Source organism: Pseudenterobacter timonensis (genome assembly GCF_900021175.1).
Classification (GTDB): domain Bacteria; phylum Pseudomonadota; class Gammaproteobacteria; order Enterobacterales; family Enterobacteriaceae; genus Enterobacter; species Enterobacter timonensis.
The window spans coordinates 150,869-175,414 of record NZ_FCOP01000013.1 but is presented as its reverse complement, the minus strand read 5'-3'; the positions used below and the strand labels follow the sequence as shown (position 1 = coordinate 175,414).

Below are 24,546 nucleotides of genomic sequence, written 5' to 3'. Positions count from 1 at the left end.
TTTTTAACATTCAGCTTAATGACATAGAGGCAGTGAGGCCGTACGGCGAGTTGGACAACAGCGATGTTCAGCCTGAACAAAGCATACGTAATGGTTCCTGCAAATCCCCTTTTAGATCCGTTCATGGAGTGAAAAACAATGAATCTCACTGACTCTCTGCAAAACGTTTTATCCGGAGCGGGAACCCTGAACCGCTACAGGCTGGATATTCCTTCCTGTCCTTCTCCGCTTGATGTGGAAGACCTCAGCGGAATTGAAGGTCTGAGCAGGATTTACAGCTATGACATCATTTTTACCAGTACGGACAAACATCTGGATGCTGCCTGGTTTTTGCGTAAACCCGTAACACTGACGATGGGGGGAGGGGTTCTGGAGAGTCTGACTGAACAGAAAAAAGTGCACGGTGTTATCACTGATTTCAGACGTATTTCGGGCTCTGCCGACCAGACACAGTACCTGATCACGCTTAAACCATTTCTGTTCTTGCTGGATAAGCAGCACCGCAGTCACCGTTTCTTTGTCAATAAGTCTGTACCCGAAGTGGTCGAGCAGGTGTTACAGGAGCATAACCTGCATAGCTGGGAATATGAATTTAACCTCAAGCAGAGCTATCCGAAGCGGGAGCAGATAAACCAGTATCAGGAAAGTGACCTGGCGTTTATCCAGCGTCTGCTGGCGGAGGTGGGGATATTTTACTGGTTTACCCTCCAGGAAGACGCTCAGACAGAAGTCGTGCACTTTGCCGATGCGCAGCGTGCGCTGGTATTTGGTAAAAACCTCCCCGTAAACAGCCCGTCCGGGATGAGCGACAGCGGAGCTGAATCAGTGTGGGGGCTGAATATTACCCATAACGTTGTGGAAGCGAGCGTTACCACGAAAGATTACAACCACCGTGACGCACAGAGCATACTGCAGTCGGCACCGGCGGATATGACCCGGGGAGACGGGGAAGGGGTCACCTATGGTGATGTCTACCACTACCGACTGCGCCACCTGGAACGCGGTGATAAAATCGATCCGGCAGCGGAGACCGCCAACTTTTACGCTCGCCTCGATCATGAGCGTTTTCTGGCAAAACAGACCCAAATCACAGGCTACAGCACTGCGGCGTGGCTGGCACCCGCTCAGGTGCTGAAAATTACCGACGGCATGCCATCCACCCTGCCTGCTGTCTTACAGGAACCAGTGCTGATTATCAGCACGCATTTTACAGCCAGCCGTAAGAGTGCCCTTCAGGTTGATATTTCTGGCGTACCGTACAGCGAAACGGTCTGCTGGCGTCCGGCGCTGCTGCCGCGCCCGAAAGTAACCGGCACGCTGACGGCGCGTGTTACCAGCGCAAAAGCCAACGACATCTACGCCTGGCAGGATGCGTCCGGCCTCTACCGGGTGAAGTTTGACGCTGACCGGGACGGCAAATCGCCAGGCCAGGAGAGCATGCCGGTACGTCTCGCTAAACCCTACGGCGGTGACGTATACGGTTTTCACTTTCCGCTGATCCAGGGGACGGAAGTGGCGATCGCGTTCCATGAGGGCGATCCTGACCGTCCCTATATCGCCCATGCGCTGCATGATTCCCGGCATGTTGACCATGTGACGGAGAAGAACAGCACCCGTAATGTTATCCGGACCGCGGGGCTGAACAAGCTGAGGATGGAGGACAAGCGGGGCGAGGAGCATATCAAACTCAGCACCGAGTACGGGGGGAAGACGCAGCTCAATTTAGGACATAACGTTGATGCGTCGAGGGCGTTGCGGGGGGAAGGCGCGGAGCTGCGGACGGATAAGTGGGTGAGTATTCGGGGTGGTGCCGGGGTGTTTATCAGCGCGGATAAACAGCCCTCGGCAGGCGACAGGATGCTGGCGATGGAGGAAGCGATAGCCCAGCTTGAAAATGCGCTGGGTATAGCGAAAAGCCTGGCGTCGGCGGCGGAGTCGGCACAGGCCCTGCCGCCGGATACCGGGAGCCAGCAGACGCTGAACGATGCGCTGAAAGAACTGGCGCAGCCGGGGATGGTGCTGAATGCGCCGCAGGGGATGAGCATCAGCAGTCCGCAGGCGGTGAGGTTGTCTTCAGGCAGCGCCAGCGTGGGGATTATGTCGCAGCAGAATACGGATATCAGCGCTATGAAACGCTTTACGGTGGTGGCGGGAGAGGCGGTGAGTCTGCTGGCGCGAAAGGCGGGGATGAAGCTGTTTGCGGCGAAGGGAAAACTGGAACTGCAGGCACAGGATGATGCGCTGGAGGCTGTTGCGAAGAAGGATGTCACCGTAACCAGCGTGGAAGGGCGTGTGGAAATCACGGCGGCGAAGGAACTGGTGGTGAACTGTGCGGGTGCATATATAAAACTCAGTGGTGGCAATATTGAACTGGGCTGCCCGGGAAATATCCTGCTGAAGTCAGTCAATGTGCAGAAAATGGGAGCGGCTGATTATGATGCAAAAAACACTGAACTTCCTGTCGGTTTCAGTGAGTATTTTACTGCACGGGATGAAGAATCCGGAGAGATTATGCCTTTTACCCGGTACAGAATAACAACGGGTGAAGGGAAAATATTTGAAGGCAGGACCGATGCGGAAGGTAAAACGGTTGCGGTTTATACTGCCCTGCCTGATGCCCTGCATGTAGAACTACTTTAAAGAATGAAGGAATAGCATATGGCTACCGGAGAAGAGAAAAGTAAAACATCGGTACAAGGGGCGGGGACGGTTGTAAAAGGAAAATATGGCCCTGAATGTTATTTTCACCCAGGTAGCGCAACGTTGCTTTTTCTGGAAGCTTCAGAAGCTAAAATCATCGAGCAGGAACATGATTTTCTGGCTGGTTTACTTGAAGCCCAGAAGCAGGCACAACAGAATCTCGATGATATTAATTTTGAGGCAATCACTCAGGCAGACAAAGTGCCTGCAAGAAAATTTGAAAGTGACATCACTAAAGCCTACGAAGCCTTAAACAAAGCAAACCAGGCTTTACGGAAAGAGCTTATGTCACTGACAGCGAATCCTCCGGAGGGGGAGCTGCTTAATGATAAAATGAAAGATACTGCCATTGGTATAATGGAACTTATTCCGCTTAAAAATAACACGGTGAAAGGATTCAAGAAAACTTATGTACGGTCGGATAAAATAAAACAGCACTGGCGAACATATAAACTTAGTGAGGTTGACAAAGAAAGTGGAGAAGCCAGTTTTATAAAATATAAAGATAAGACTATCACAACCCAAGATGCTGAAGGTAAAACTGTTGAGAAAACTATTCGCCAGGCAAAAATAGATGCTGAAGAACTAAAGAAACAACTCAATAGTGTTCCTGCCTCCCTGAAATTCGATCTTGTTGACGATACCAATGTTATTATCAGTCACTGGGCAGAAGAGATGAACAAGTCTCTGACCTGGCCAAAGGGCGATGGTAATGTCGACGAATCTGTTTATCACCAGTATGTTGATATCAGCGCGCAGGCTCAGTTGATGCGTTACAGCTATGGTGCCGGGGCATCAGCGAAATATAATCCGTCAGAAGGAAAACTCGAAGGAAAAATAGAAGGGCATGCCAGTTTTGCCCTGGGAGAGGCGAAGGCTGAAACTGCAATTTACCTGCCGGACAGACTGGGTATCAGCCTGTTATTTCCGGCAAAAGAGGTGACCCAACAAACACCGGGTGGCGTCTGTAATATGGGAGCACTGCGTTTTGCCATGAAACTGGTGTTGTCAGGTAGCGTTGGTGCCAGTGCTGCAATTGAATTAGGGATGACAGTAGACTGGAGCGGAGAAATGGGAAAGGGCTATGGTATTAAAGGCCGTCCAGCAACCCTGACTGTTCCACCGTTGCCAGGACAGCAGCAGGTGAATTTAAAGGCCCCAAAGATACCTGACGCGCAGGGGGGCGGTGAAATTGGTGTTTTTGTTGGCGCTCAGGCCGGAGGTAACATCAGTGGGGCTATTGAATGGTTTGACCCGCATCCTGATGAGACGCCGGCAGATAAAGGTGAGGAGAAAAATGACAAACCCATTGTTAATAAAGAGAAGAAGTTTGCCACGATAGCCAAACTGGAAGCAGGTTTGACGGTTCAGGCGGGAGCTGGTGGCAGTGGTGTTTTTTATATCACTTATATTCAGGGACGTTTCCGCATTTACTGTAAAGCGGCTTTTTGTTGGGGAGTGGGCGCAAAAGGGGATGTGGGGTTTGAGGTTGACGGCAGCAGCTTTGCGGCTTTCATGAAGAGTTTTATGTTTATGTTGAGGAATGTGGATTATCAGAAGCTTGAGCAGATGATGGTAGGGGATGCCTTTCGATCATTATGTGCAATTCCTATTATTATGGCGGCACAGGGGATACAGGCGGGTGAGGCCATGCTTGATGATCTATTTACAATATTGCAGCAAATTCGAACAGATCTTATGGCAGAAAACAAACGCGTTCATTTGATGGATAGTATTTTATCTAATCCTGATCAGCTTAAATATACCCCTCCGGAAACAAAAGGGGCAGTGATTGCCACGTTAATTGATCAGAACTGGGCGGACTGGCTTGATCCTCGCAATCAGAATAACGATTTTTTTTCTGTTAACAGCTGGAAGCTTGGCCCTTTAAAGAAACGAAAACAAGCGGTGTTTATGGCTCTAAAATGGGTGCAAAGTCAGGCAGATTATAACAATGTCATGCAGCATTTGACGTTATCTCCAGGGGAGAGGAAAGGCAGTCAAGAACTAAATGAAAAAGATGTGATTAACTTTTTAGGTATCGGAGAACACAAATTGTTTTTCTATACAAATTATGGCGAAAAACTAACTTTATTGCATAATAACCTTCCTGCTTCCGTTGACCCGGATGAGCCATTTAAACCTATTCCAGACATCCTGATGTCAGAATATCTTGCCATGATTGATGATCAGCACCCGACTTTTACAATGACTGCATGATGCAATGGCTAAGGTGATAAGATGAGAAAATTAATTGTAGTTGCTTCCGTTGCTGCCGGTTTACTGACCGGGTGCGATCAGGGAAATACCGCCGGGAGTGAAAAAGCGGCTAAAGCACTTGTGGATAAATCGGTCTCTAATATGGTCCCCGTTCAGGGCGGTGAGTTTTTAATGGGCGATTTTGGACCGTTAGTCGGTGAAAAACTGCCTTTCAGCATAAACCAAGATGACAAGGTATTACATAAGGTTGTATTAAGCGATTTTTCGATATCAAAATACAAAGTCACCAATGATGATTATAATAAATATCTGCAGATAACAGGAGTAAAAAAACCACCCATTAATGTTCTGGTAAAAGATTACCCATTATTGCAAAAAGGTGATTATTCTGTTGGTATCACTTGGCAACAGGCAAAAAATTATTGTCAGTGGTTAGGTAAAAAATCCGGTAAAAAAATTGATTTACCGACAGAGGCGCAATGGGAATATGCGGCAAGATCCAGAGGGCAATACATTCCATTTGCAACTAATAATGGTGATTTCCTGCCCGGAAAAAACGTTCCCAGTCTGGATGAGTTGGATAGATATACTGACGGGATGGGACTTCCCATTTATCCTGTGGGGAAATATCCCCCAAACCCCCAGGGCTTGTATGATATGGGTCTCAGTGGCTCAGAATGGACCAATGACTGGTATGCGTCAGATTATTACTCTCATTCTCCGGTAAACGATCCCCAGGGACCTGCGCAGGGTATTAAAAAAGTCCTTCGTGGATATATTGGTGGCGACAGACAGTACGCTTTAACCGTGTTCAGGCAATCAAAATTGCCGGTGCCAAAGATTAGTAAAGATGATGACTATGAAAAATATGGTGTTGGGCCGCAGTATGTTTTTCGTTGCGTCATCAATAAATAATGTTTTTTGAGGGTGATGCATCTTATTTTAACCGAAGCAAGAACGTTCAATGTCTAAGGTTTAATTATTCTGGATGATAAAACCAATGCACAGCAGTAAAGCTATTTCTGTGTCATCAATGATGATTGTCAATGGTAAAAAAGTGGTGCTCATTGGTGATAAAACCCATTGTCATTCAGCGTGTCGGATCTTACATGGAGTAATTAAATATGAGCCTGACGGATACGTTACAGAATACCCTTTCCGGTTTGATGAATACCACCCTGAATCGCTATCAGCTTGACATTCCCTCCTGTACCTCGCCGCTGGATGTTGAAGATTTTTGCGGGACAGAAACGCTGAGCCAGCTCTACCGCTATGACATCAGTTTCACCAGTACGGACAGGAACGTGGATGCCAGCCAGCTACTGAGCAAACCCGTCACGCTGACGATGGGCAGCGGCATATTACAGACCCTGACTGAACATAAGCGGGTACATGGCATGGTCACGCATTTTGAGCGAATCAGCAGTTCTGCTGACCAGACAGAATACATGATAACCCTCGAACCCTTCCTGTCCCTGCTGGATAAACAGTTCCGCAGCCACCGCTTTTTCGTTAATAAATCGGTGCCGGAGGTGGTGGAGCAGGTATTGCAGGAGCATAACCTGCATGGCTGGGAGTATGAGTTTAACCTCAGACAGAGCTACCCGAAGCGCGAGCAGATAAACCAGTATCAGGAAAGCGACCTGGCGTTTATCCGGCGCCTGCTGGCGGAGGTGGGAATATTTTATTTTTTCACCCTGCAGGAAGATGCGCAGAGCGAAGTGGTGCATTTTGCCGATGCGCAGCGTGCGCTGGTATTTGGTAAAGCCCTGCCAGTCAACAGCCCGTCCGGGATGAGCGACAGCGGAGCTGAATCAGTGTGGGGGCTGAATATTACCTATAACGTTGTGGAGGCGAGCGTTACCACAAAAGACTACAACCACCGCGACGCACAGAGCGTCCTGCAGTCTGCGCCTGCAGATATGACCCGGGGGGAGGGAGAAGGGGTAAACTATGGTGATGTTTATCACTACTGGCTGCGCCATCTGGAGCGCGGCGATAAAATCGACCCGCAGGCAGAAACCGCCAACTTTTACGCCCGCCTCGACCATGAGCGCTTTCTGGCGAACCGGACGCTGATAACCGGCAATAGCACCGCTGCATGGCTTGCGCCGGCACAGGTACTGACGATTACCGACGGCCTGCCGCCAACCCTGCCAGTGGTGTTGCAGTCACCGATACTGGTCGTCAGCAACCATTTCAGTGCCAGCCGTAAAAATGCTCTTCAGGTGGACATTATTGCCGTGCCCTACAGCGAAACGGTGTGCTGGCGTCCGCCGCTACTGCCGCGCCCGAAGGTGACAGGTACCATGACGGCGCGGGTGACCAGCGCAAAGGCCAACGACATCTACGCCTGGCAGGATGCGTCCGGCCTGTACCGGGTGAAATTTGACGCCGATCGTGACGGCAAATCGCCAGGCCAGGAGAGCATGCCGGTACGTCTCGCCAAACCTTATGGCGGCGACGTGTACGGCTTTCACTTCCCGCTGATCCAGGGAACGGAAGTGGCAATAGCGTTCCATGAAGGCGATCCTGACAGGCCGTATATCGCCCATGCGCTGCATGATTCGCGGCATGTTGACCATGTGACGGAGAAGAACAGCACCCGCAATGTGATCCGCACGCCGACGAATAACAAGCTGAGGATGGAGGACAAGCGGGGCGAGGAGCATATCAAACTCAGCACCGAGTACGGGGGGAAGACGCAGCTCAATTTAGGACATAACGTTGATGCGTCGAGGGCGTTGCGGGGGGAAGGCGCGGAGCTGCGGACGGATAAGTGGGTGAGTATTCGGGGTGGTGCCGGAGTGTTTATCAGCGCGGACAAACAGCCTTCGGCGGGCGACAGGATGCTGGCGATGGAGGATGCGATAGTCCAGCTTGAAAATGCGCTGGGTATAGCGAAAAGCCTGGCGTCGGCGGCGGAATCGGCACAGGCCCTGCCACCGGATACCGGGAGCCAGCAGACGCTGAACGATGCGCTGAAAGAACTGGTGCAGCCGGGGATGGTGCTGAATGCGCCGCAGGGGGTGAGCATCAGCAGCCCGCAGGCGGTGCGGTTGTCTTCGGGCAGCGCCAGCGTGGGGATTATGTCGCAGCAGAATACGGATATCAGCGCCCTGAAACGCTTTACGGTGGCGGCGGGAGAGGCGGTGAGTCTGCTGGCGCGAAAGGCGGGGATGAAGCTGTTTGCGGCGAAGGGAAAACTGGAACTGCAGGCACAGGATGATGCGCTGGAGGCTGTTGCGAAGAAGAATGTCACCGTAACCAGCGTGGAAGGGCGTGTGGAAATCACGGCGGCGAAGGAACTGGTGGTGAACTGTGCGGGTGCGTATATAAAACTCAGTGGTGGCAATATTGAACTGGGCTGCCCGGGAAATATCCTGCTGAAGTCGGTCAATGTGCAGAAAATGGGCAAGGCAGATTTTCGTGTACCACCGATGAAACTGCCTGAAGGGTTCGAAGAGCGTTTTACTATCAAAGATCAAAAGACCGGTGACATTGTGCCTTTTGCCCGTTACCGCATCACCACTGAAAAAGGCCAGGTATTTGAAGGCCGGGCAGATGCTGAGGGGAAAACGGCCAGCGTTTATACCGCGTTGCCTGAATCAATAAAAATAGAGCTACTGTGAGCCATGGACAGAAGAGGGCAGAGATGACGCAGATACTGGGAACCGGAGAGGGAAAAACATCATCAGTCGCAAAAGAACCGGTTGTTGAGCGCAAACCCGCACAGGTATTTTTTGAATCAATGGCGCTGGCCGCCTCAATGAGTGGTTATTATGCAGGGCCAACAGCCACAACGCTGGGAAATTCACTGGGTGTGGGGACTGCGGCAGGTGTTGGAGAAGGAGCCGCAGGCGCACGGGGGCTGGCTGCGCCCAATCCCCTCACCGTTGCTCTGCTGGCTATCTTGTATTCTCCGTCACTGAATGAAGGTGAGACGGAAATGCTACAAAATATACGTGGCGACCAGCTCTATCAGAATCTGATCCATGGCCAGATGATGGTGGGCGCTTTTACCCGTGTAAACTCAACGGTCATTCAGGGGGATTATGTCCCGGAATATGAACTCCGGGAAATAGCCCGACAAAATGGCACAGTGCGCACGAGGGTGCGCTTTCGTATTGAAGAAGATCCTGAGTCAGGGGAACTGGTTTCCCGCAGCTATGAGGTGGGGGAAAAAAGCGGGCTGGATCGGGTCCGGGTGCGGTTTGCAAAACAGCTGGATAAAGATACATGGGGTTTTGAAGCTCCTTCAATTAAAGGAACATTTGTCTGGTCCCGGTCTGCCGGGCAGGGAAAATTTGAGTGGGGATCCAGTCAGACTACTGTTCATGACGGGAGCGCTGGCGGCTATACCACACCGCCTACACCCATTCCGGAACCGCGGAGCGTCTGGGGATTGCCTAACCCGGCCCCGGAATCGTTACCGCCCGTGCCGGGAACGCCGATCCCGGAGGAACAGGGACCAACTATTGAAACATTGCCCATCGAAGACTGGGATTTTAATGATTTTATTATTGTTGACCCGATGGGGGTTGTCCCGGCAATCTATGTCTATTTTCAGAAAGCTTCAGTTGGAGATTTAGAGGTTGACTATTACGGAAATTTTGAAGGCCGTTCAAGGCAGGGCCTATATGAAGTAGATCATATTCCTTCAAAGGAAGCTGTTAGGATATATTTGAAAGGGACATATCCAAATCTGAAAGATGATATTATAGAACAAATGACTGACAAGGTGGCTGCTGTTGCTATACCGATAGAAGTGCATCGGCAATGTAGTGAAACCTATGGTGGAAAAAACAATAGTAAATTTAGAACACAAGACGGAGGATTGGTCACTCAAAAAGTCCTGGATGCCAGTAATTTAGAAGTTGCAGTGGATGCTAACTGGGATGCAAATGCTGAGTGCCTTAGGAATGAATATGGTGTAAGTGATGAAAAGATCGAAGAGATCAGAGCCAGATTACATGAGTTAAACCGGAAAGCGGGGTTATATAAATGAGTTTGAATGTTGAAAAGTTGATAAAGAACCTTGGGAAATCATATCTGGATATTTATGAGCAAGGATTGATCCCCTACAAAACAAAACCGAGTGGTACTGTTGGTGATGATATTTATAGATTAGATATGAAACGAGAAGGAATATTTTTATCATTTGTTAATAATCAAGATAAAACTCTTAAGGAAGTGACCTTACGGTTAGAGGATGAGAACAAAACTGACTGGTTATTTCCTAACTTGCTGCCATTTGGTCTTGAACCAGTAATGACGCAGCGATGGGTGCGAGGCCGATTTGGTCATCCGATTACTTACGTTGATGCCAACGTGATTATGACTATTTATGTTGGGGTGGAGGAAACATATATTTTACCAACTCCGAATCAAAATATTGCAGCGGCGTTTTCTTACAATAAAGATTTTTTTGTCAACAGGATCACATTTATTCCGGTGGAACGAGCGAAAGAAATTCAGTCTGCACTGGAGAAAAAACAGCTTGGTGGCAAATGAATATAGACGCGGAAAAATTGATAAAGCAGTTAGGGAAGTCGTATTTTGACATTTTTGAACAAGGCTTGATTCCTTATAAAACTGAACCCTACGGTGCAGTCGATGATGATGAATCTATATTAAATATGAAGCGTGAAGGGATGTTTTTAGTCTTTACGAATGATCCTGATAAAAAATTTAAAGAAATATCTTTAAAGTTAGAAGATGAAGGAAAAACCGATTGGTTGTTTCCTAATCCGATGCCATTTGGTCTGGAGTCGGTGATGACCCAGAAGTGGGTGCGGGCACGCTTCGGGCTGCCGATGATTTATGTTGATGCGAAGGTGGTTATGACTCTCTATAGAGGAGTAAAGGAGTTTTATCCGCTATTAGCTCCCGATCAAAATATAGTTGCGTCGTTTAGCTATAATAAAGATTTCTTTGTGGAAAGTGTGACTTTTTATCCGCTGGAGCGAGCCAAAGAAATTCAGGTTGCGCTGGAGAAAAAACGACTTGGTGGCAAATGAACATTGACGTCGAAAAACTGGTAAAACAACTGGGGAAACCCTATCATGAAATTTACAGTTACGGGTTGATTCCTTATAAAACAAAACCAGTTGGACCAGTGGATGCTGATACAGCATCACTGTATATGAAGCGTGAAGGACTATATTTATCTTTTGAGAATGATAAAGATAAAGTTTTTAACGAAATTACGCTGACTCTTGAAGATGATGAGAAGACGGATTGGGTCTTCCCTAATGCAATGCCTTTTGGTCTTGAACTTGTAATGACACAGAAATGGGTGCGCGAACGTTTTGGGCTCCCAATGATTTATGGCGAGCCTAAAACTATGGGGAGCTATAGTCGTGGTATTAGTGAGGTATACCCACTGTTGCCATCTAATCAGAATATAGCTGTTTTATTTGTTTATAATTCTGATCTTTTTGTTGTTAGTGTAACTTTCTATTCTATAGAACATGCAAAAGAAATTCAGGCGGCTCTCGAGAGAATAAGGTTGTCTGGAAATTGACGTTCAAAGTGAAAAATCCTTAATGTAGGGAATATCACCTCAGAGAAGAGGTATGCATTCAGTAAAGAGAGGCATCCAGAGATGCTGGATCTTACTTTATGTCTGTCACTCTTTCTTTGATGGGAGTGACAGGTTTCCGTTTATTATTAAATGTCATTGCCTCTATTCCCCTTATTAAAATAGATGCGATGGAGTATGCAAATAAATAATTACTGTGTCGCTGATATATAAAAGGAAATTCAATGTCCAAAGGTTTTGTATTACTCGGTGATAAAACAACACACGGCGGTGCTGTTATTTTCGCATCCTCCACCATGATTGTGAATGGAAAACCCGTAGCGCTGGTGGGTGATAAAGTCAGTTGCCCAATTCCGGGACATGGCGTCAATGCCATTATCGAAGGATCGCCGGAATGGTCTTCCGATGGTAAAGCCATCGTGATCGATGGTTGCAAATGTCAGTGCGGTTGCCAGGTGATTTCCGGCGCGCCGGAATGCGCGATAGGATAAAAAATGGGCTGGGTACGAACAAAAGCATTGACCACGGAGCAGCCTCTGGCACCTTCACTACCCCGATGGTTGCTTGCCGGTGTACTGATGGTAATTATTGGTGTCCTGCTCTTTATCCTCCATGCGTCCGGCACTATAAAAACTCTCTCAGTGATGAATATCTGGTGGATATCCCTGATGCCTGCAGGATGCTGGTTGCTCATTTTTTGCCTGCGTTGCTACCTGTGGGGCAGGGATCTTAAAGCGCATCAGTTCTTACTGAAAGAGGCGGAATACGGACAACAGCAGTGGGAAGCCTGGGCCGGGCGCTGGCTGGCCGTACTGGGCAGTGCAGTGCTTTTGCCGGATCATTTTTCTGCGGTGTATTGGGGGAATGAGCGGCCTCAGCAATACGAACTTACCCGCAGGATTAATTACCTTCCGGCAGAAGAGCCTGTTCAGTTGAGCGCGATGCATGCACTGTTTGTTAGTACTAAAGAGTGCGTGCAGTGCCTGCCGGCAGAACTGCCGCTGCATGTCACGCTGCTCACGGATAATCCCTCGCCTGAGCTGTCCAGCAGTTTCAGTAATCTCTGGAAAGAACACATTCCTGGCCGTGCCGTGCCTGATGACATTACCGTTACTGGCTCATTCTCATTGTCGGAAGTGGAAGAGCGCCTGAAGCAGCCTGTGCTGACGGTTAATTTACTTCTGGTCATCCAGCTTAACGGCGGTGCGGCATACTCCGATGGACTGGCCGCGCTGCTGCTGACCAGCGATGATGTGGCGCAAAAATACCATCTGCCGCACTTATCACGGCTGTTGCGTCCGATGCCCTTAGATATGACGAACTTTGAAGACGATATCGCTTTGTTTCTGGAAACCCAGACTATTGCCTGCCGAACGCCCTCCGTTATAGGGGACGCAAAAAAATGGACGGAAAGAAGCGCCGCGCTTATCACGCAGGGCGGCAAAATGAATGCCCCGTGGAAGGCTGAGGATATTGCGCTGTTGGAAAAATGGTGCGGCATTCCGGGGCCTGCTGCGCCCTGGCTTCTGACCGCGCTGGCAGCCGATCTGGTCAGCCTCCATAAACAGCCCCTGCTGGCGCTCTTCAGCACGAAAACAGAACATTTTATCAGTACCATCACCCCAGGGAGTGAAGATGAATATACCGGGTAATGGCCTCGGCCGGTTTGGCCTGGCCGGACTTACGCTGGCCGGAATGGCCGTTATAGGGTGGGGGATCATCCGCTATGGCGGCATGCTGGATATTGATACTCGGGGTGAGCAGATCCTGGCGTTTGTCCTGCTTTGCCTGGCGCTGTTTTTGATTCGTTATCTGCCGGCCCTGTCCCGCTATGTTAAAGAAAGTTATCACCGTCGCCAGGCTCAGAAGATTAATGTCTTACCTGACGAAGAAGGCCGCATGGCGCTGACGCCTCCACGTCATATCACGGTGGGCGAGATTCGCCAGACGATGCGCCATCTGTACGGTCGTGCCTGGCCCCGCAAAACCCGCATCCTGCTAATAACCGGCTCTCCCGGCGATGTCGAAAAACTCACCCCAAAACTCACCCATGAACTCTGGCAGGAAGACCAGGGTACCCTGCTGCTGTGGGGGGGCGATCCCGCGACTCCGGCTGATACCGACTGGCTGACTGCGCTGCGTAAACTGCGCCGCCGCCCGGCGGACGGGCTGGTATGGGTGACGTCAGCACTGGACGCCCTGCCGGAGGTGGAAAGCAGCGGCACACTATCCGCACTCTCATCAGACACGATGGATGCGCTGTCCCACGCGCTGAATAGCCGCTATGGCGCCCTGGGCTGGAAACTTCCCCTGTATGTCTGGTCACTGCATCCGCACGCTGGCGAGCAGACCGGGCGCATCACCCAGGCGGTAGGTTGTCTGCTACCCGCAGGAAGCAAACCCGGCATGCTGTCCGATCAACTAAAAGGGCTGATACCGCAGCTCATCGCTCAGGGTGTCCAGCAGATCTGCGCTAAACCGCAGTACCACTTCTTGCTCACCCTGGCTGATCAGCTGGCCCGCCATTGCGAAAGCCTGAGCGGGCCTTTATCCGTGCTGCTTAACCCATATCGCCCGTTACCGCTGGCCGGCGTATTGTTCAGTCCGCCATCTGCCGGGGCAGAGCGCAGCATTGCCCACCACTGGGGCAAGGATAACCGTTGGGATATGATTCCGGCATCGGCACACGCATTACCTGCGAGCCTGCGTCCGCGCAAACTCGGCTTCAGCTGGCAGCAGGTCGCTGCCTTCACCGTCGCCGCTCTGTTTCTCCTTTGGGGCGCAGCTATGACAGTTTCTTTTATTGCCAATCGCAACCTGGTGGCGACCGCACAGGAACAGGTGCAGCAGGCTGCGGCGGAGAAACAACCGCTGGTTACGCGCCTGCACGCGCTCGCTGAAATGCAGAAAACCCTCTCCAGGCTGGACTATCGCACACAGCACGGCGTGCCATGGTACGCCGGTGGCGGCCTCAGCCAGAACGATGAGCTGCTGGCGGCGTTATTCCCCCGTTACGGGGAGCTGGCACTGCCGCTGCTCCGCGATGCTGCAGCGAAACATCTTCAGCAGCAACTGTACGCGTTCGTGCAGTTGCCGCCGGAAAGTCCGCTGCGCGAGCGAATGGCAAAAACCGCTTACGACCAGTTAAAACTTTACCTGATGCTCGCCCGTCCGGAAAAAATGGACGCGGCGTGGTTCTCCGCCACGCTGATGCGAGACTGGCCACAGCGTTCCGGCGTGGCGGATGGCATCTGGCAGGGAAGTGGCCCATCGCTGCTGGCGTTTTACGGTGCCAGCCTGGCGTCGCATCCGCAGTGGCGTCTGCATGCGAACGATCTGCTGGTCAGCCATGCCCGGACCCTGCTAATACGCCAGATGGGGAGACGCAACAGCGAATCCACGCTCTACCAGAAGATGCTGGCTCAGGTGGCGAACCAGTATGCCGATATGCGGCTGGCTGATATGACCGGCGACACGGAGGCATCGCGCCTGTTCACCACTGATGAGGTGGTGCCGGGAATATTCACCCGTCAGGCCTGGGACGAGGCGGTGCAACCAGCTATTGAAAAAGTGATCAAAGAGCGCCGCGATGAAATGGACTGGGTGCTGAGCGACAGCCAGCAGCGCCCAACGCAGCAGGTCTCGCCTGATGCGCTGAAACAGCGCCTGACGGCGCGTTACTTTGCCGACTACAGCGGTGCCTGGCTCGATTTCCTCAACAGTCTGCGGCTTCAGAAGGCGGCTACCCTCTCTGATGCTATTGACCAGCTAACCCTGATGGCCGATGTGCGTCAGTCACCGCTGGTGGCGCTGATGAACACCCTGAGCGTGCAGGGGCGTACCGGGCAGACCGGGGAGGCGATAGCAGATTCGCTGGTGAAATCAGCCCGGAATCTGCTCGGCAGTGATAAACAGCCTGCCATTGACCAGCACGGAGGAGCACACGGCCCGCTGGACGCCACCTTTGGTCCGGTGCTGGCGCTGATGGACAATCGCGAGGGGGGAGCGCAGTCCAGCAGTCTGAACCTGCAGACCTTTCTCACACGCGTCACTCAGGTGCGCCTGCGTCTGCAGCAGGTGACTAATGCCACCGACCCACAGGCCATGACCCGGCTGCTGGCGCAGACGGTATTCCAGGGTAAGGCGGTGGATTTAACCGAAACCCGGGATTACGGCAGCCTGGTGGCGGCCGGCCTGGGTCAGGAGTGGAGCGGTTTTGGGCAGACGGTTTTTGTCCGCCCGATGGAGCAGGCCTGGCAGCAGGTGCTGACCCCGGCGGCGGAGAGCCTCAATGCCCAATGGCGCAGCGCCGTGGTGAACGACTGGAACAGCGCTTTCGGCGGGCGGTACCCGTTTAAGGATGTCAGCAGCGAAGTCTCCCTGCCGCTGCTGGCGAAGTATCTCAATGCTGATTCGGGGCGTATCACGCAGTTTTTGCAGACCCGGCTTAATGGAGTACTGCACCGGGAGGGCAGCCACTGGGTGCCGGACAGTATTAACGCTCAGGGGTTAACCTTTAATACGGCGTTTTTACAGGCGGTGGATACCCTGAGCCACATTTCCGATGTGGTGTTTACCAACGGAGAGGCAGGGCTTGCCTTTGAGCTTCGCCCCGGCACGGCTGACGGCATTATGCAGACCTCGTTGGTGATTGACAGCCAGAAACTCACCTATATGAACCAGATGCCCGCCTGGAAGCGGATGACCTGGCCTGCAGATACGGAAGCCCCGGGCGCGTCGCTGAGCTGGATAAGTACCAAGGCTGGCACGCGGCAGTATGCCGATATGTCCGGCGCCTGGGGCTGGATACGTCTGCTCGATAAGGCGGCGGTAAGCCGCTATCCGGGAACGGGCAGCAGCTGGAGTCTGAGCTGGCAGGCGCAGGATGGCAGGCCGCTGAACTACACCCTGCGTACCGAAGCGGGTGAAGGTCCACTGGCGCTGCTGAAGCTGCGCAATTTTATCCTGCCGGACGCGATATTCCGCATCAGCACGTCTGTTGCCGACGCGCCGGAAGAAACTGATGACATAGAGGAGGAGATTTACTGATGGCGTCCCTACATACGCTGATTAATACCTGTCAGGCTGCTCCTGACGCGCTGGAAAACCAGGCCCGTCAGCGTCTGCCGCTGTGGGATAAATGGCTCCAGCCCGTCTCCTCCGACAGCGTGACCGGCGATGACCCGGGCTACGATGATGACTTTCAGCAAATGCGGGAGGAGGTGAGCAAGCTCTCCGGTGCGGATACGGATCGGGTATGTCAGCTTGCCGAAAAGCTACTGACCACCACAACGAAAGATATCCGCGTTGCCTCGTATTACACCTGGGCACGCCTGCACCGCGACGGTGAGGCGGGTCTGGCAGACGGTCTTGAACTGATGGCCGGATTAATGCTGCGTTTCGGTGCGCAACTGCATCCGCATCGGGAGCGTAGCCGGCTGGGGGCGCTGGAATGGCTTGCCAGTACCAGAATGCTCGACAGCCTGTTGTGCTATCCGGAAGTAAACAATGCTGATAACGCGCGTATTGCCGGCGCGCTGTTACTGCTGGAGCAGGGAGCGGAAATTGCTTTACCGGCGGCGTTGTACTCCGCACTGGAAACCCGTCTGCAGAAATCCGGCGGGCCGCAGGCGGTAGTGCCGCAGAACGTCAGCGACAGTGGTCATGCAACGATTCCCGCCGCCAGCGTGCCTTTGCTGACGGGGATCGCCTCTGGCCAGGAGCTTCTGGCGCAGGCGCGGGTGCTGGCGGAATACCTGCGAAACCAGCCGGACGGCTGGCTGTCGGCTCACCGGCTGATAAAAAATCTCCGTCACGACACCCTGCACCAGTTGCCCCCGCTTCTGGCGGACGGCAGGACCCGCATCGAACCCCCGAAACCTGACCAGCGGGCGTTGCTTAAGCGGCTCTACCTGCAGCAGAGCTGGCGGGAACTCATGGAAGAAGCAGATAGCCTGCTGTCGCGCGGCGCAAACCATCTGTGGCTGGATGTCCAGTGGTACCTGTATCAGGCGCTGATGAAATCCGGTTCTGAAAATGAAGCGGCCATTATTCAGGCCGATCTGAAGGGATTACTATCCCGCCTGCCGGGGCTGGAAACACTGGCATTTAACGACGGTACGCCGTTTGCTGATGAGGTCACGCTGAACTGGATACAGCAGCAGGTACTGGAGAACACCGCTGGCTGGCGGGACGACGACACCGTCATTACGGCCAGCGCCGCTGGCAATGACGACATTCTGCAACTGGAGCCCGAGGCGCTCACACTTGCCGATAGCGAAGGAACGGAAGCAGCGCTTGCCTGGCTGCAGAACCGTCCGGGCATCCACTCCGTTCGAAACCGCTGGTTGCTGCGACTGCTGATGGCGCGAATCGCCGAACAGACGGGAAAAAATGAGCTGGCGCTGCATCTGTTGGGCGAACTGGACGCTAACGCCACGGCTATTAACCTCACACAGTGGGAGCCGGGGTTGTTATTTGAAGTTAAGGCCCGTCGCCTGAAACTGCTCCGAACGAAGGCCGGGCGCAGTGAGGCGGAAAGAATACGACTCAATCCCGATATGGACTCTCTCCTGGCCGGACTGATAACCATCGATCCGGCCAAAGCTGCCGTGCTTTGCGGCTAATCTTTTCCCCCTCGCCGAGAACAAAATGGATGATTTAACCCTGCGTTATTTTGACGCCGAAATGCGCTACCTGCGCGAGGCGGCAAAAGAGTTCGCACAGACCCACCCCGATCGGGCGGCGATGCTCGACCTGGACAAAGCCGGTACGCCGGACCCGTACGTCGAGCGCCTGTTTGAAGGCTTTGCCTTTTCGGTCGGCCGTCTGCGCGAGAAAATCGATGATGATCTGCCGGAATTGACGGAAGGGCTGGTGAGCATGTTGTGGCCGCACTATATGCGCACCATTCCGTCGCTGTCGGTGGTGGCATTCAGCCCTGACATTCCGTCAATGAAAATGAGCGAAGTGGTGCCCGCCGGACTGGAGGTCTATTCCCGCCCGGTGGGACCGAAAAACACGCTCTGCCGATACCGCACCACCCGTGACATGGCGCTGAATCCGCTGGCGGTGGCAGAGGTAACGATGACGGCAGAGCCGGACGGGCGTTCAGCGCTGCGCATACGTTTTGCCTGCAGCCCGCAGGCGGACTGGTCACAGGTAAACATGTGTCATCTTCCCCTGTACCTGGGGAATGATGCCGTCACGGGCAGCGCCCTGCATCTGTGGCTGACAAAACGGCAGGCTGCCCTGTACCTGCGCCTGCCGGGACAAACTGACCGGATACGCCTTGAGGGCTATTTCTCGCCGGGCGGTTTTAGCGAAGAGGACTGTCTCTGGCCGAAGGGGGAGAGCGCCTTTAGCGGTTACCAGCTTTTGCTGGAGTATTTCACATTCCGTGAAAAATTTATGTTCGTGCATCTTAACGGCCTGGACTGCATCACGCTGCCGCCGGGTATAGCGCATTTTGATATAGAGGTCGTGTTCAGCCAGGTGTGGCAGAGCGATTTACCGGTCACCGGCGATGCGCTGCGTCTGCACTGTGTGCCGGTGATTAACCTGTTTACGCTCGAGGCTGACCCGCTATCCATCAGTGGGCTGGAGAGCGAATACCTGCTGCGTCCGAAACGCCTTCAGGACGGGCATACCGAGATCTACTCGGTCGACAGCGTAACGGGCTCCGGACGGACCGGCGATGCGCGTTACTTGCCGTTCACCAGCTTTCGCCATCAGGGCGGGATGATGCGCCGCCATGCGCCGGAACGTTATTACCACACCCGCGTAAAGCGGGGTGTTTCCGGCATGCACGACACCTGGCTGATCCTGGGCGGTGGAGAGGGGGAGGCTGACCGGGTGCCTGAGCGGGAAACGGTGTCGCTGCGTATCACCGGCACCAACGGGCAACTGCCGCGCCGGGCGCTGCAGAGCACGCTGCTGGACCGCTGCGAGCAGGTAACAGGAACGGAGCTGACCGTCCGCAATCTCTGCAAGCCGACGCTACCGGTCTATCCGCCTGCGGAGGACCGTTTTCACTGGCGGGTGATGAGCCATCTTGGCACGCGTTTTCTCAGTATGATGAGCAGCGCCGACGTGCTGCGCGGCACGCTGTCACTCTATAACTGGCGGGAGGACGAGCTAAACAACCGCCGTCTCGACGCTATCCGGGAGGTCAGGCACCACCGTATTCAGCGTTTTGAAGCGGGTTTTCTGCTGCGCGGGCTGGATATTGAGGTGACGCTCGACGGCAGTGGTTTTACCGGCGAAGGCGATGTCCATCTGTTTGGCGAACTGCTGAACCGCTTTTTCGCCCTCTATGCCGATATGAACCAGTTTAACCAGCTCACGCTGATTGTTCAGCCAGAAGGGAAGTGTATCCGTTGGAAAGAGAATCACAGTCCGCGCCTGCCCGGCTGATGAAGCAGGTACGGCATCAGCTGCCCTACATGAACTTTTACCGTTTCTGCCGTCTGCTGGAGCAGATCCAGCCGGATGCGCCGGTGCCTGGCAGTGACTGGCGGGTCGGCCTTGAACCGGTGCGTTTTCGACCTCATCAGGGAATGGGCTTTCCGGCCAGCGAAATCCGTGGGATGTGTGACCCGGAGCCGGAACACACGCATCTGCCTCCGTCGGTGCACGTCACCTTTATGGGATTGTACGGCGTGGAGTCGCCGCTGCCGACGCACTATATCGATGATATTGCCCAGCGTCGGGAGGGCTATGAGGCCGCCCGGGATTTCCTTGATATCTTCAACCATCGGCTGATTACCCAGTATTACCGTATCTGGCGTAAGTATTCATATCCTGCAACCTATGAAGCGGGCGGTCGCGACAATACCTCGCAATATCTGCTCGGGCTGGCGGGGCTGGGGATTGGCGGTTGTTCAGAAAACACCGCGACGCCGTTGTGCCGTTTTCTTGCGCTTCTGCCGGTTATGATGCTGCCGGGGCGTACGGCAGAGGGAATGGCGGCGCTGGTGCGTCTGCTGGCGCCCGATACGCATGCGCAGGTTTACCACCATGACCGCTGCCGCGTTCCGCTGAAAAATGCGCTGGCGATGAGCGTGCAGCATCCGGTCAGCCTGCGATAGCGCCCGGTGATGGGGGCTCACGGTACGGATGTTAACGGCCGGGTGCTGCTGCGACTGACTACCGGTAATCCTGAGGAAGTCCGTGGCTGGCTGCCAGGTGGCGAACTGTATGGCGACCTGATGGCGCTGTTGCATGTCTACCTGGGGCCACACCTGGATGTGCGGCTGCAACTGTGTGTGGCGAGACATCTGCTGCCGGACGCGCAGCTGGCGTGTGGCGAAAATCAGGCCGTCCGCCTCGGGCGCACCGCGGTGCTGCGACCGCTTAATCCGCAGGCAATCAGAAACGACACAATCACTATTCATCTGGGCCGTTATCAGCGCGTTCAGGAAAATATTCACCGAAGGGAGAGCGATGAAAATGGCGACTACCGCTGGTAAAACCACCGGCATACTTCTGGCAATGAGCCTGGGCGTGGCCTTAACCGGCTGCGGACTGACGCAGAGCGTGAAGGAGGGGACCGTCTCTGTGGCGAAGTCCATTTTTTATAAACAGGTGAAAACCGTGCATCTGGATATTCGCGCCCGGGAGGGAGTGAATAACAACGCGAAAGGGGCGTCGCTGGCGACGGTAGTGCGTATATACCAGCTAAAGGATCGTAAGGCCTTCGACAGTACCGATTATCCGTCTCTGTTTGCGGACGATAGCCAGGCCATAAAAGCTGACCTGGTGGCGGAAAAGGATATCCGCCTGCGCCCGGGCGAATCGATAGCGCTGGATATGCCGCTGGAGGAGAAGGCGCAGTATGTGGCGGTGGCGGGGATGTTTATGACGCCGGACCAGACGAACGATACCTGGCGTCTGGTACTCACCCGTGACGACCTTGATCCGGACCGGCCGCGCATCATCGAAGCCAGCCATAACCGGCTGACGCTGCAGCCGCTTAAGGAGGGGTGATCATGCCGCGACCATCCCTGTATGAAACCCTGTTCGGCAATTTCGCCGGCGGTCTCGACCTGCACCATGTCAGTGAAGAAAATCAGGTCATTCTTTCCGTACTGGATAATATGCAGCGCATTCTCAACTGCCGCGCCGGTACGCTCGCCCACCTGCCGGATTACGGTCTGCCGGATATGACGAAAATCCTCCAGGGAATGCCTGGCTCCGCGCATCAGTTGATCTCCACGCTTTCGGCGGTGCTGCTGAAGTATGAGCCGCGGCTGAGTAAAATCACGGTAGTGATGCTGGAGCAGTCGCAGCCCGGTGAACTGCGCTACGCCATTGATGCTGAGCTGAAAGGCGTCGGGCTGGTGCGTTACGGCACTGAATTTATGCCCGAGGGCAGGGTGCTTATTCGTCATCTCAAACAGCAGCAGTATCTCGACGCCCGTTCCGCGATATAGCGCTCATCCTGGCTGAAACCATCATGAATATCTATTCTGAACGCCACCTCAATACCGGCGGCGACCCGCGTAAGCTGGCGGATTACGCCGCCCTGCGCGATGAAATGAACAAGCTGACTCATCCGGCGCGCCCGGACGTCAACTGGCAATATGTGGAAACGCTCTGCCTGTCGCTCTTTGAGCACAACGGCGTGGAACTACAGACCGCCGCCTGGTACACGCTCGCCCGTACCCATCTGGCTGGCCTGTATGGCATGAACGAAGGGCTGGCGATAGTGGGGGCACTTGTCACCCGACAATGGGGCAATATCTGGCCGCAGCCGGTTCATGCGCGCATGGAGATACTCTGCGCGCTCAGCAAACGGCTGCAGCAGCTGATACGCACCCTGACCCTGACATATAGCGACCTGAGTCAGCTCTATCAGGCGGACGAGCATCTCAGGGCGCTGGGGGAGGCGCTGCAGCGTCTGGAGCTGAAGCATGCCAGCCAGCTCGACGCCCTGCGTACCCAGATACATAACGCCGCGGTACGCCTGGAAAACAGCGACAGGGCTCACGCCGTACCTGACGAAGTCATTATTCCCGCCAGCGCGATTGAACCGGCAGAGCACCATAAGCGGGTTTATGTAGTACAGCCTGAATCATCGTCGGATCCAGAGGTGAGGACATCGCCTGCATCCACGAAACCCTGGAAGCCATTTGTCGCCGGAATGCTGACCATGCTGGCGCTGTCCGGGGCGACTGTCGGGGGATGGCAGGCGACGCATCACCCGGACCCGCAGCAGGCGCAGCTTACCGCCTCGCTCGCTCCGCTTCCCGCCGCGCTTTCTGCTGAGCAACTGACCCTGCTGCGAGAAAAATCTCCCTCGCCTGAACGCGGCATAGAGCAAACGCAACGGCAATTAGCGCAGCTTGCGCAGCTAAAACCGGGGTGGGTAATAAGCTATGGCGACAGCCTGGTGCGGCAGGCATCCGTGCTATGGCCGGATCAGGCGCAACCGCTGGCACAGCGGTGGCAGCAGCAGATAACGGCTGCATCGCTGCCGGTCGGGAGTATGTCCGACTGGCATCAGGGGATGCTGCAGTTGCAGAAGCTGACGGAAAGACTGAATGCGCTGGATGAGCAGAAAGGGAAATATATGACCGTAAGCGAACTGAAATCGGCGATTTTCACTATGACCCAGGCGTTTAATCGGGCAATGCCTGCAGAGGAGCAGCTACGTCTGCTGACAACGATCCCGCAAGGCCAGCCCTGGCCGGCCGCGTTGCAGAGCCAGACAGAACAACATCTGACGCAGCTGATTACCCGTTATGCCATGCTGAAACAAAACAGAGAAAAGGAGTAGGCTCAGCGATTCTGTCCGGAGCGTTCGCGACGATTGATCTAAAAACAAAAATCCACGCCTGAGCGTGGATTTTAAAAAGTTTTTTGAGAACCGACTGGTTCTCAAAAAACCGTCAGACGTTGAACAGGAAGTTCATCACATCGCCATCTTTAACGATGTAATCTTTACCTTCAGCGCGCATTTTGCCCGCTTCTTTAGCGCCCTGTTCACCTTTGTAGGCGATGAAATCTTCAAAGGCGATGGTCTGCGCGCGGATAAAGCCTTTTTCAAAATCGGTATGGATTTTACCCGCTGCCTGCGGCGCCGTCGCGCCAACCGGGATGGTCCATGCGCGGACTTCTTTCACGCCAGCGGTGAAGTAGGTCTGCAGATTCAGCAGCGCATAGCCGGCGCGGATCACGCGGTTCAGACCCGGCTCTTCCAGACCCAGCTCGGCCATAAACTCATCGCGCTCTTCGTCGTCGAGCTCAGCGATATCCGCTTCTACCGCCGCACATACCGGAACCACAACGGACCCTTCTTTCTCGGCGATAGCACGTACCTGATCAAGGTATGGGTTATTTTCAAAACCATCCTCGTTCACGTTAGCGATATACATGGTCGGCTTCAGGGTCAGGAAGCTCAGGTAGCGGATCAGCTCTTTCTCATCTTTGGTCAGATCGAGAGAGCGCAGCATACCGGCGTTTTCCAGCTGTGGCAGACATTTTTCCAGTACGGCCAGCTCGGCTTTGGCGTCTTTATCGCCGCCTTTCGCCTTCTTGGAGATACGGTGGATGGCGCGTTCACAGGTATCCAGATCCGACAGCGCCAGTTCGGTGTTAATCACGTCAATATCTTCCGCCGGATTCACTTTACCGGCAACGTGGATAATATTGTCGTTCTCAAAGCAGCGCACCACGTGACCGATCGCTTCGGTTTCACGGATGTTGGTCAGGAACTGGTTGCCCAGCCCTTCGCCTTTGGAGGCGCCTTTCACGAGACCTGCGATATCCACGAACTCCATGGTGGTCGGAAGGATGCGCTGCGGCTTCACAATTTCCGCGAGCTGGTCCAGACGCGGATCGGGCATCGGCACGACACCGGTGTTCGGCTCAATGGTACAGAACGGGAAGTTCGCCGCTTCAATACCCGCTTTAGTGAGCGCATTGAACAGGGTGGATTTGCCAACGTTTGGCAGACCAACGATACCGCATTTGAATCCCATTTCTAAATCACCTTAATATCATGATATTCAACCCGTTATCGGTAACTGGCTGAAGAAAAGTAAATAACTACGCCTATTATACACGTATGGCGTGCCGTG

At 53.7% G+C, this 24,546-nt stretch carries 17 protein-coding genes and 1 pseudogene; 17 read left to right on the top strand and 1 reads right to left on the bottom strand.

The features are described 5' to 3' along the window. The first annotated feature begins 138 nt into the window (after nt 1–138). From BN3796_RS16220 to BN3796_RS16140, 17 genes and pseudogenes are all read left to right on the top strand, one after another. On the top strand, nt 139–2,640 hold the full coding sequence (locus tag BN3796_RS16220) for a DUF2345 domain-containing protein (protein ID WP_061709400.1): 2,502 nt from the start codon (nt 139–141) through the stop codon (nt 2,638–2,640). 18 nt (nt 2,641–2,658) lie between these two features. Next, nucleotides 2,659–4,920 (top strand): hypothetical protein, encoded by a 2,262-nt coding sequence (locus BN3796_RS21050; RefSeq protein WP_238379242.1) that lies wholly within the window; start codon nt 2,659–2,661, stop codon nt 4,918–4,920. A gap of 21 nt (nt 4,921–4,941) precedes the next feature. Continuing rightward, the gene (locus BN3796_RS16210; RefSeq protein ID WP_061709399.1) at nt 4,942–5,835 is read left to right on the top strand and encodes a formylglycine-generating enzyme family protein; all 894 of its coding nucleotides are present in this window, start codon (nt 4,942–4,944) and stop codon (nt 5,833–5,835) included. A gap of 251 nt (nt 5,836–6,086) precedes the next feature. Beyond that, nucleotides 6,087–8,552 carry a DUF2345 domain-containing protein gene (locus BN3796_RS16205; RefSeq protein ID WP_407681212.1) on the top strand — a complete coding sequence of 822 codons (2,466 nt, stop codon included), beginning with the start codon at nt 6,087–6,089 and terminating at the stop codon, nt 8,550–8,552. A 23-nt stretch (nt 8,553–8,575) separates the two neighbouring features. Then, nucleotides 8,576–9,928 (top strand): S-type pyocin domain-containing protein, encoded by a 1,353-nt coding sequence (locus BN3796_RS16200; RefSeq protein ID WP_061709397.1) that lies wholly within the window; start codon nt 8,576–8,578, stop codon nt 9,926–9,928. Then, nucleotides 9,925–10,434 (top strand): DUF6392 family protein, encoded by a 510-nt coding sequence (locus tag BN3796_RS16195; RefSeq protein WP_061709396.1) that lies wholly within the window; start codon nt 9,925–9,927, stop codon nt 10,432–10,434. The genes BN3796_RS16200 and BN3796_RS16195 overlap by 4 nt, the downstream gene beginning before the upstream one ends. Beyond that, the gene (locus BN3796_RS16190; RefSeq protein ID WP_061709395.1) at nt 10,431–10,940 is read left to right on the top strand and encodes a DUF6392 family protein; all 510 of its coding nucleotides are present in this window, start codon (nt 10,431–10,433) and stop codon (nt 10,938–10,940) included. The genes BN3796_RS16195 and BN3796_RS16190 overlap by 4 nt, the downstream gene beginning before the upstream one ends. Next, complete coding sequence (locus BN3796_RS16185; RefSeq protein ID WP_061709394.1) at nt 10,937–11,446, top strand: DUF6392 family protein; 510 nt, start codon at nt 10,937–10,939, stop codon at nt 11,444–11,446. The genes BN3796_RS16190 and BN3796_RS16185 overlap by 4 nt, the downstream gene beginning before the upstream one ends. Before the next feature lie 242 nt (nt 11,447–11,688). Next, nucleotides 11,689–11,955 carry a PAAR domain-containing protein gene (locus BN3796_RS16180; RefSeq protein WP_061709393.1) on the top strand — a complete coding sequence of 89 codons (267 nt, stop codon included), beginning with the start codon at nt 11,689–11,691 and terminating at the stop codon, nt 11,953–11,955. Between the two features lie 3 nt (nt 11,956–11,958). Then, nucleotides 11,959–13,116, top strand: coding sequence for a hypothetical protein (locus BN3796_RS16175; RefSeq protein WP_061709392.1), 1,158 nt, complete (start codon nt 11,959–11,961; stop codon nt 13,114–13,116). After that, the gene (locus tag BN3796_RS16170) at nt 13,100–16,513 is read left to right on the top strand and encodes an ImcF-related family protein (protein WP_061709391.1); all 3,414 of its coding nucleotides are present in this window, start codon (nt 13,100–13,102) and stop codon (nt 16,511–16,513) included. The genes BN3796_RS16175 and BN3796_RS16170 overlap by 17 nt, the downstream gene beginning before the upstream one ends. Next, entirely contained in the window at nt 16,513–18,090 is a 1,578-nt protein-coding gene (gene tssA, locus BN3796_RS16165; protein WP_061709390.1) for a type VI secretion system protein TssA, read from the top strand. The genes BN3796_RS16170 and tssA overlap by 1 nt, the downstream gene beginning before the upstream one ends. A gap of 25 nt (nt 18,091–18,115) precedes the next feature. Then, nucleotides 18,116–19,879 carry a type VI secretion system baseplate subunit TssF gene (gene tssF, locus BN3796_RS16160; RefSeq protein WP_061709389.1) on the top strand — a complete coding sequence of 588 codons (1,764 nt, stop codon included), beginning with the start codon at nt 18,116–18,118 and terminating at the stop codon, nt 19,877–19,879. Between the two features lie 29 nt (nt 19,880–19,908). Continuing rightward, nucleotides 19,909–20,934, top strand: a pseudogene (tssG, locus tag BN3796_RS16155) (type VI secretion system baseplate subunit TssG). Next, a complete protein-coding gene (gene tssJ, locus BN3796_RS16150; RefSeq protein ID WP_073885294.1) occupies nt 20,915–21,451 on the top strand; it encodes a type VI secretion system lipoprotein TssJ in 537 nt (178 codons plus the stop codon). The pseudogene tssG and the gene tssJ overlap by 20 nt, the downstream one beginning before the upstream one ends. A 2-nt stretch (nt 21,452–21,453) precedes the next feature. Beyond that, complete coding sequence (gene tssE / locus BN3796_RS16145) at nt 21,454–21,897, top strand: type VI secretion system baseplate subunit TssE (RefSeq protein WP_061709387.1); 444 nt, start codon at nt 21,454–21,456, stop codon at nt 21,895–21,897. A gap of 23 nt (nt 21,898–21,920) precedes the next feature. Continuing rightward, nucleotides 21,921–23,243: a VasL domain-containing protein gene (locus BN3796_RS16140; protein WP_061709386.1), complete on the top strand. Its 1,323-nt coding sequence runs from the start codon at nt 21,921–21,923 to the stop codon at nt 23,241–23,243. A 112-nt stretch (nt 23,244–23,355) separates the two neighbouring features. Here BN3796_RS16140 and ychF read toward each other — a convergent pair whose 3' ends face one another. After that, nucleotides 23,356–24,447, bottom strand: coding sequence for a redox-regulated ATPase YchF (gene ychF, locus BN3796_RS16135; protein WP_061709385.1), 1,092 nt, complete (start codon nt 24,445–24,447; stop codon nt 23,356–23,358). Between the last annotated feature and the right edge of the window lie 99 nt (nt 24,448–24,546).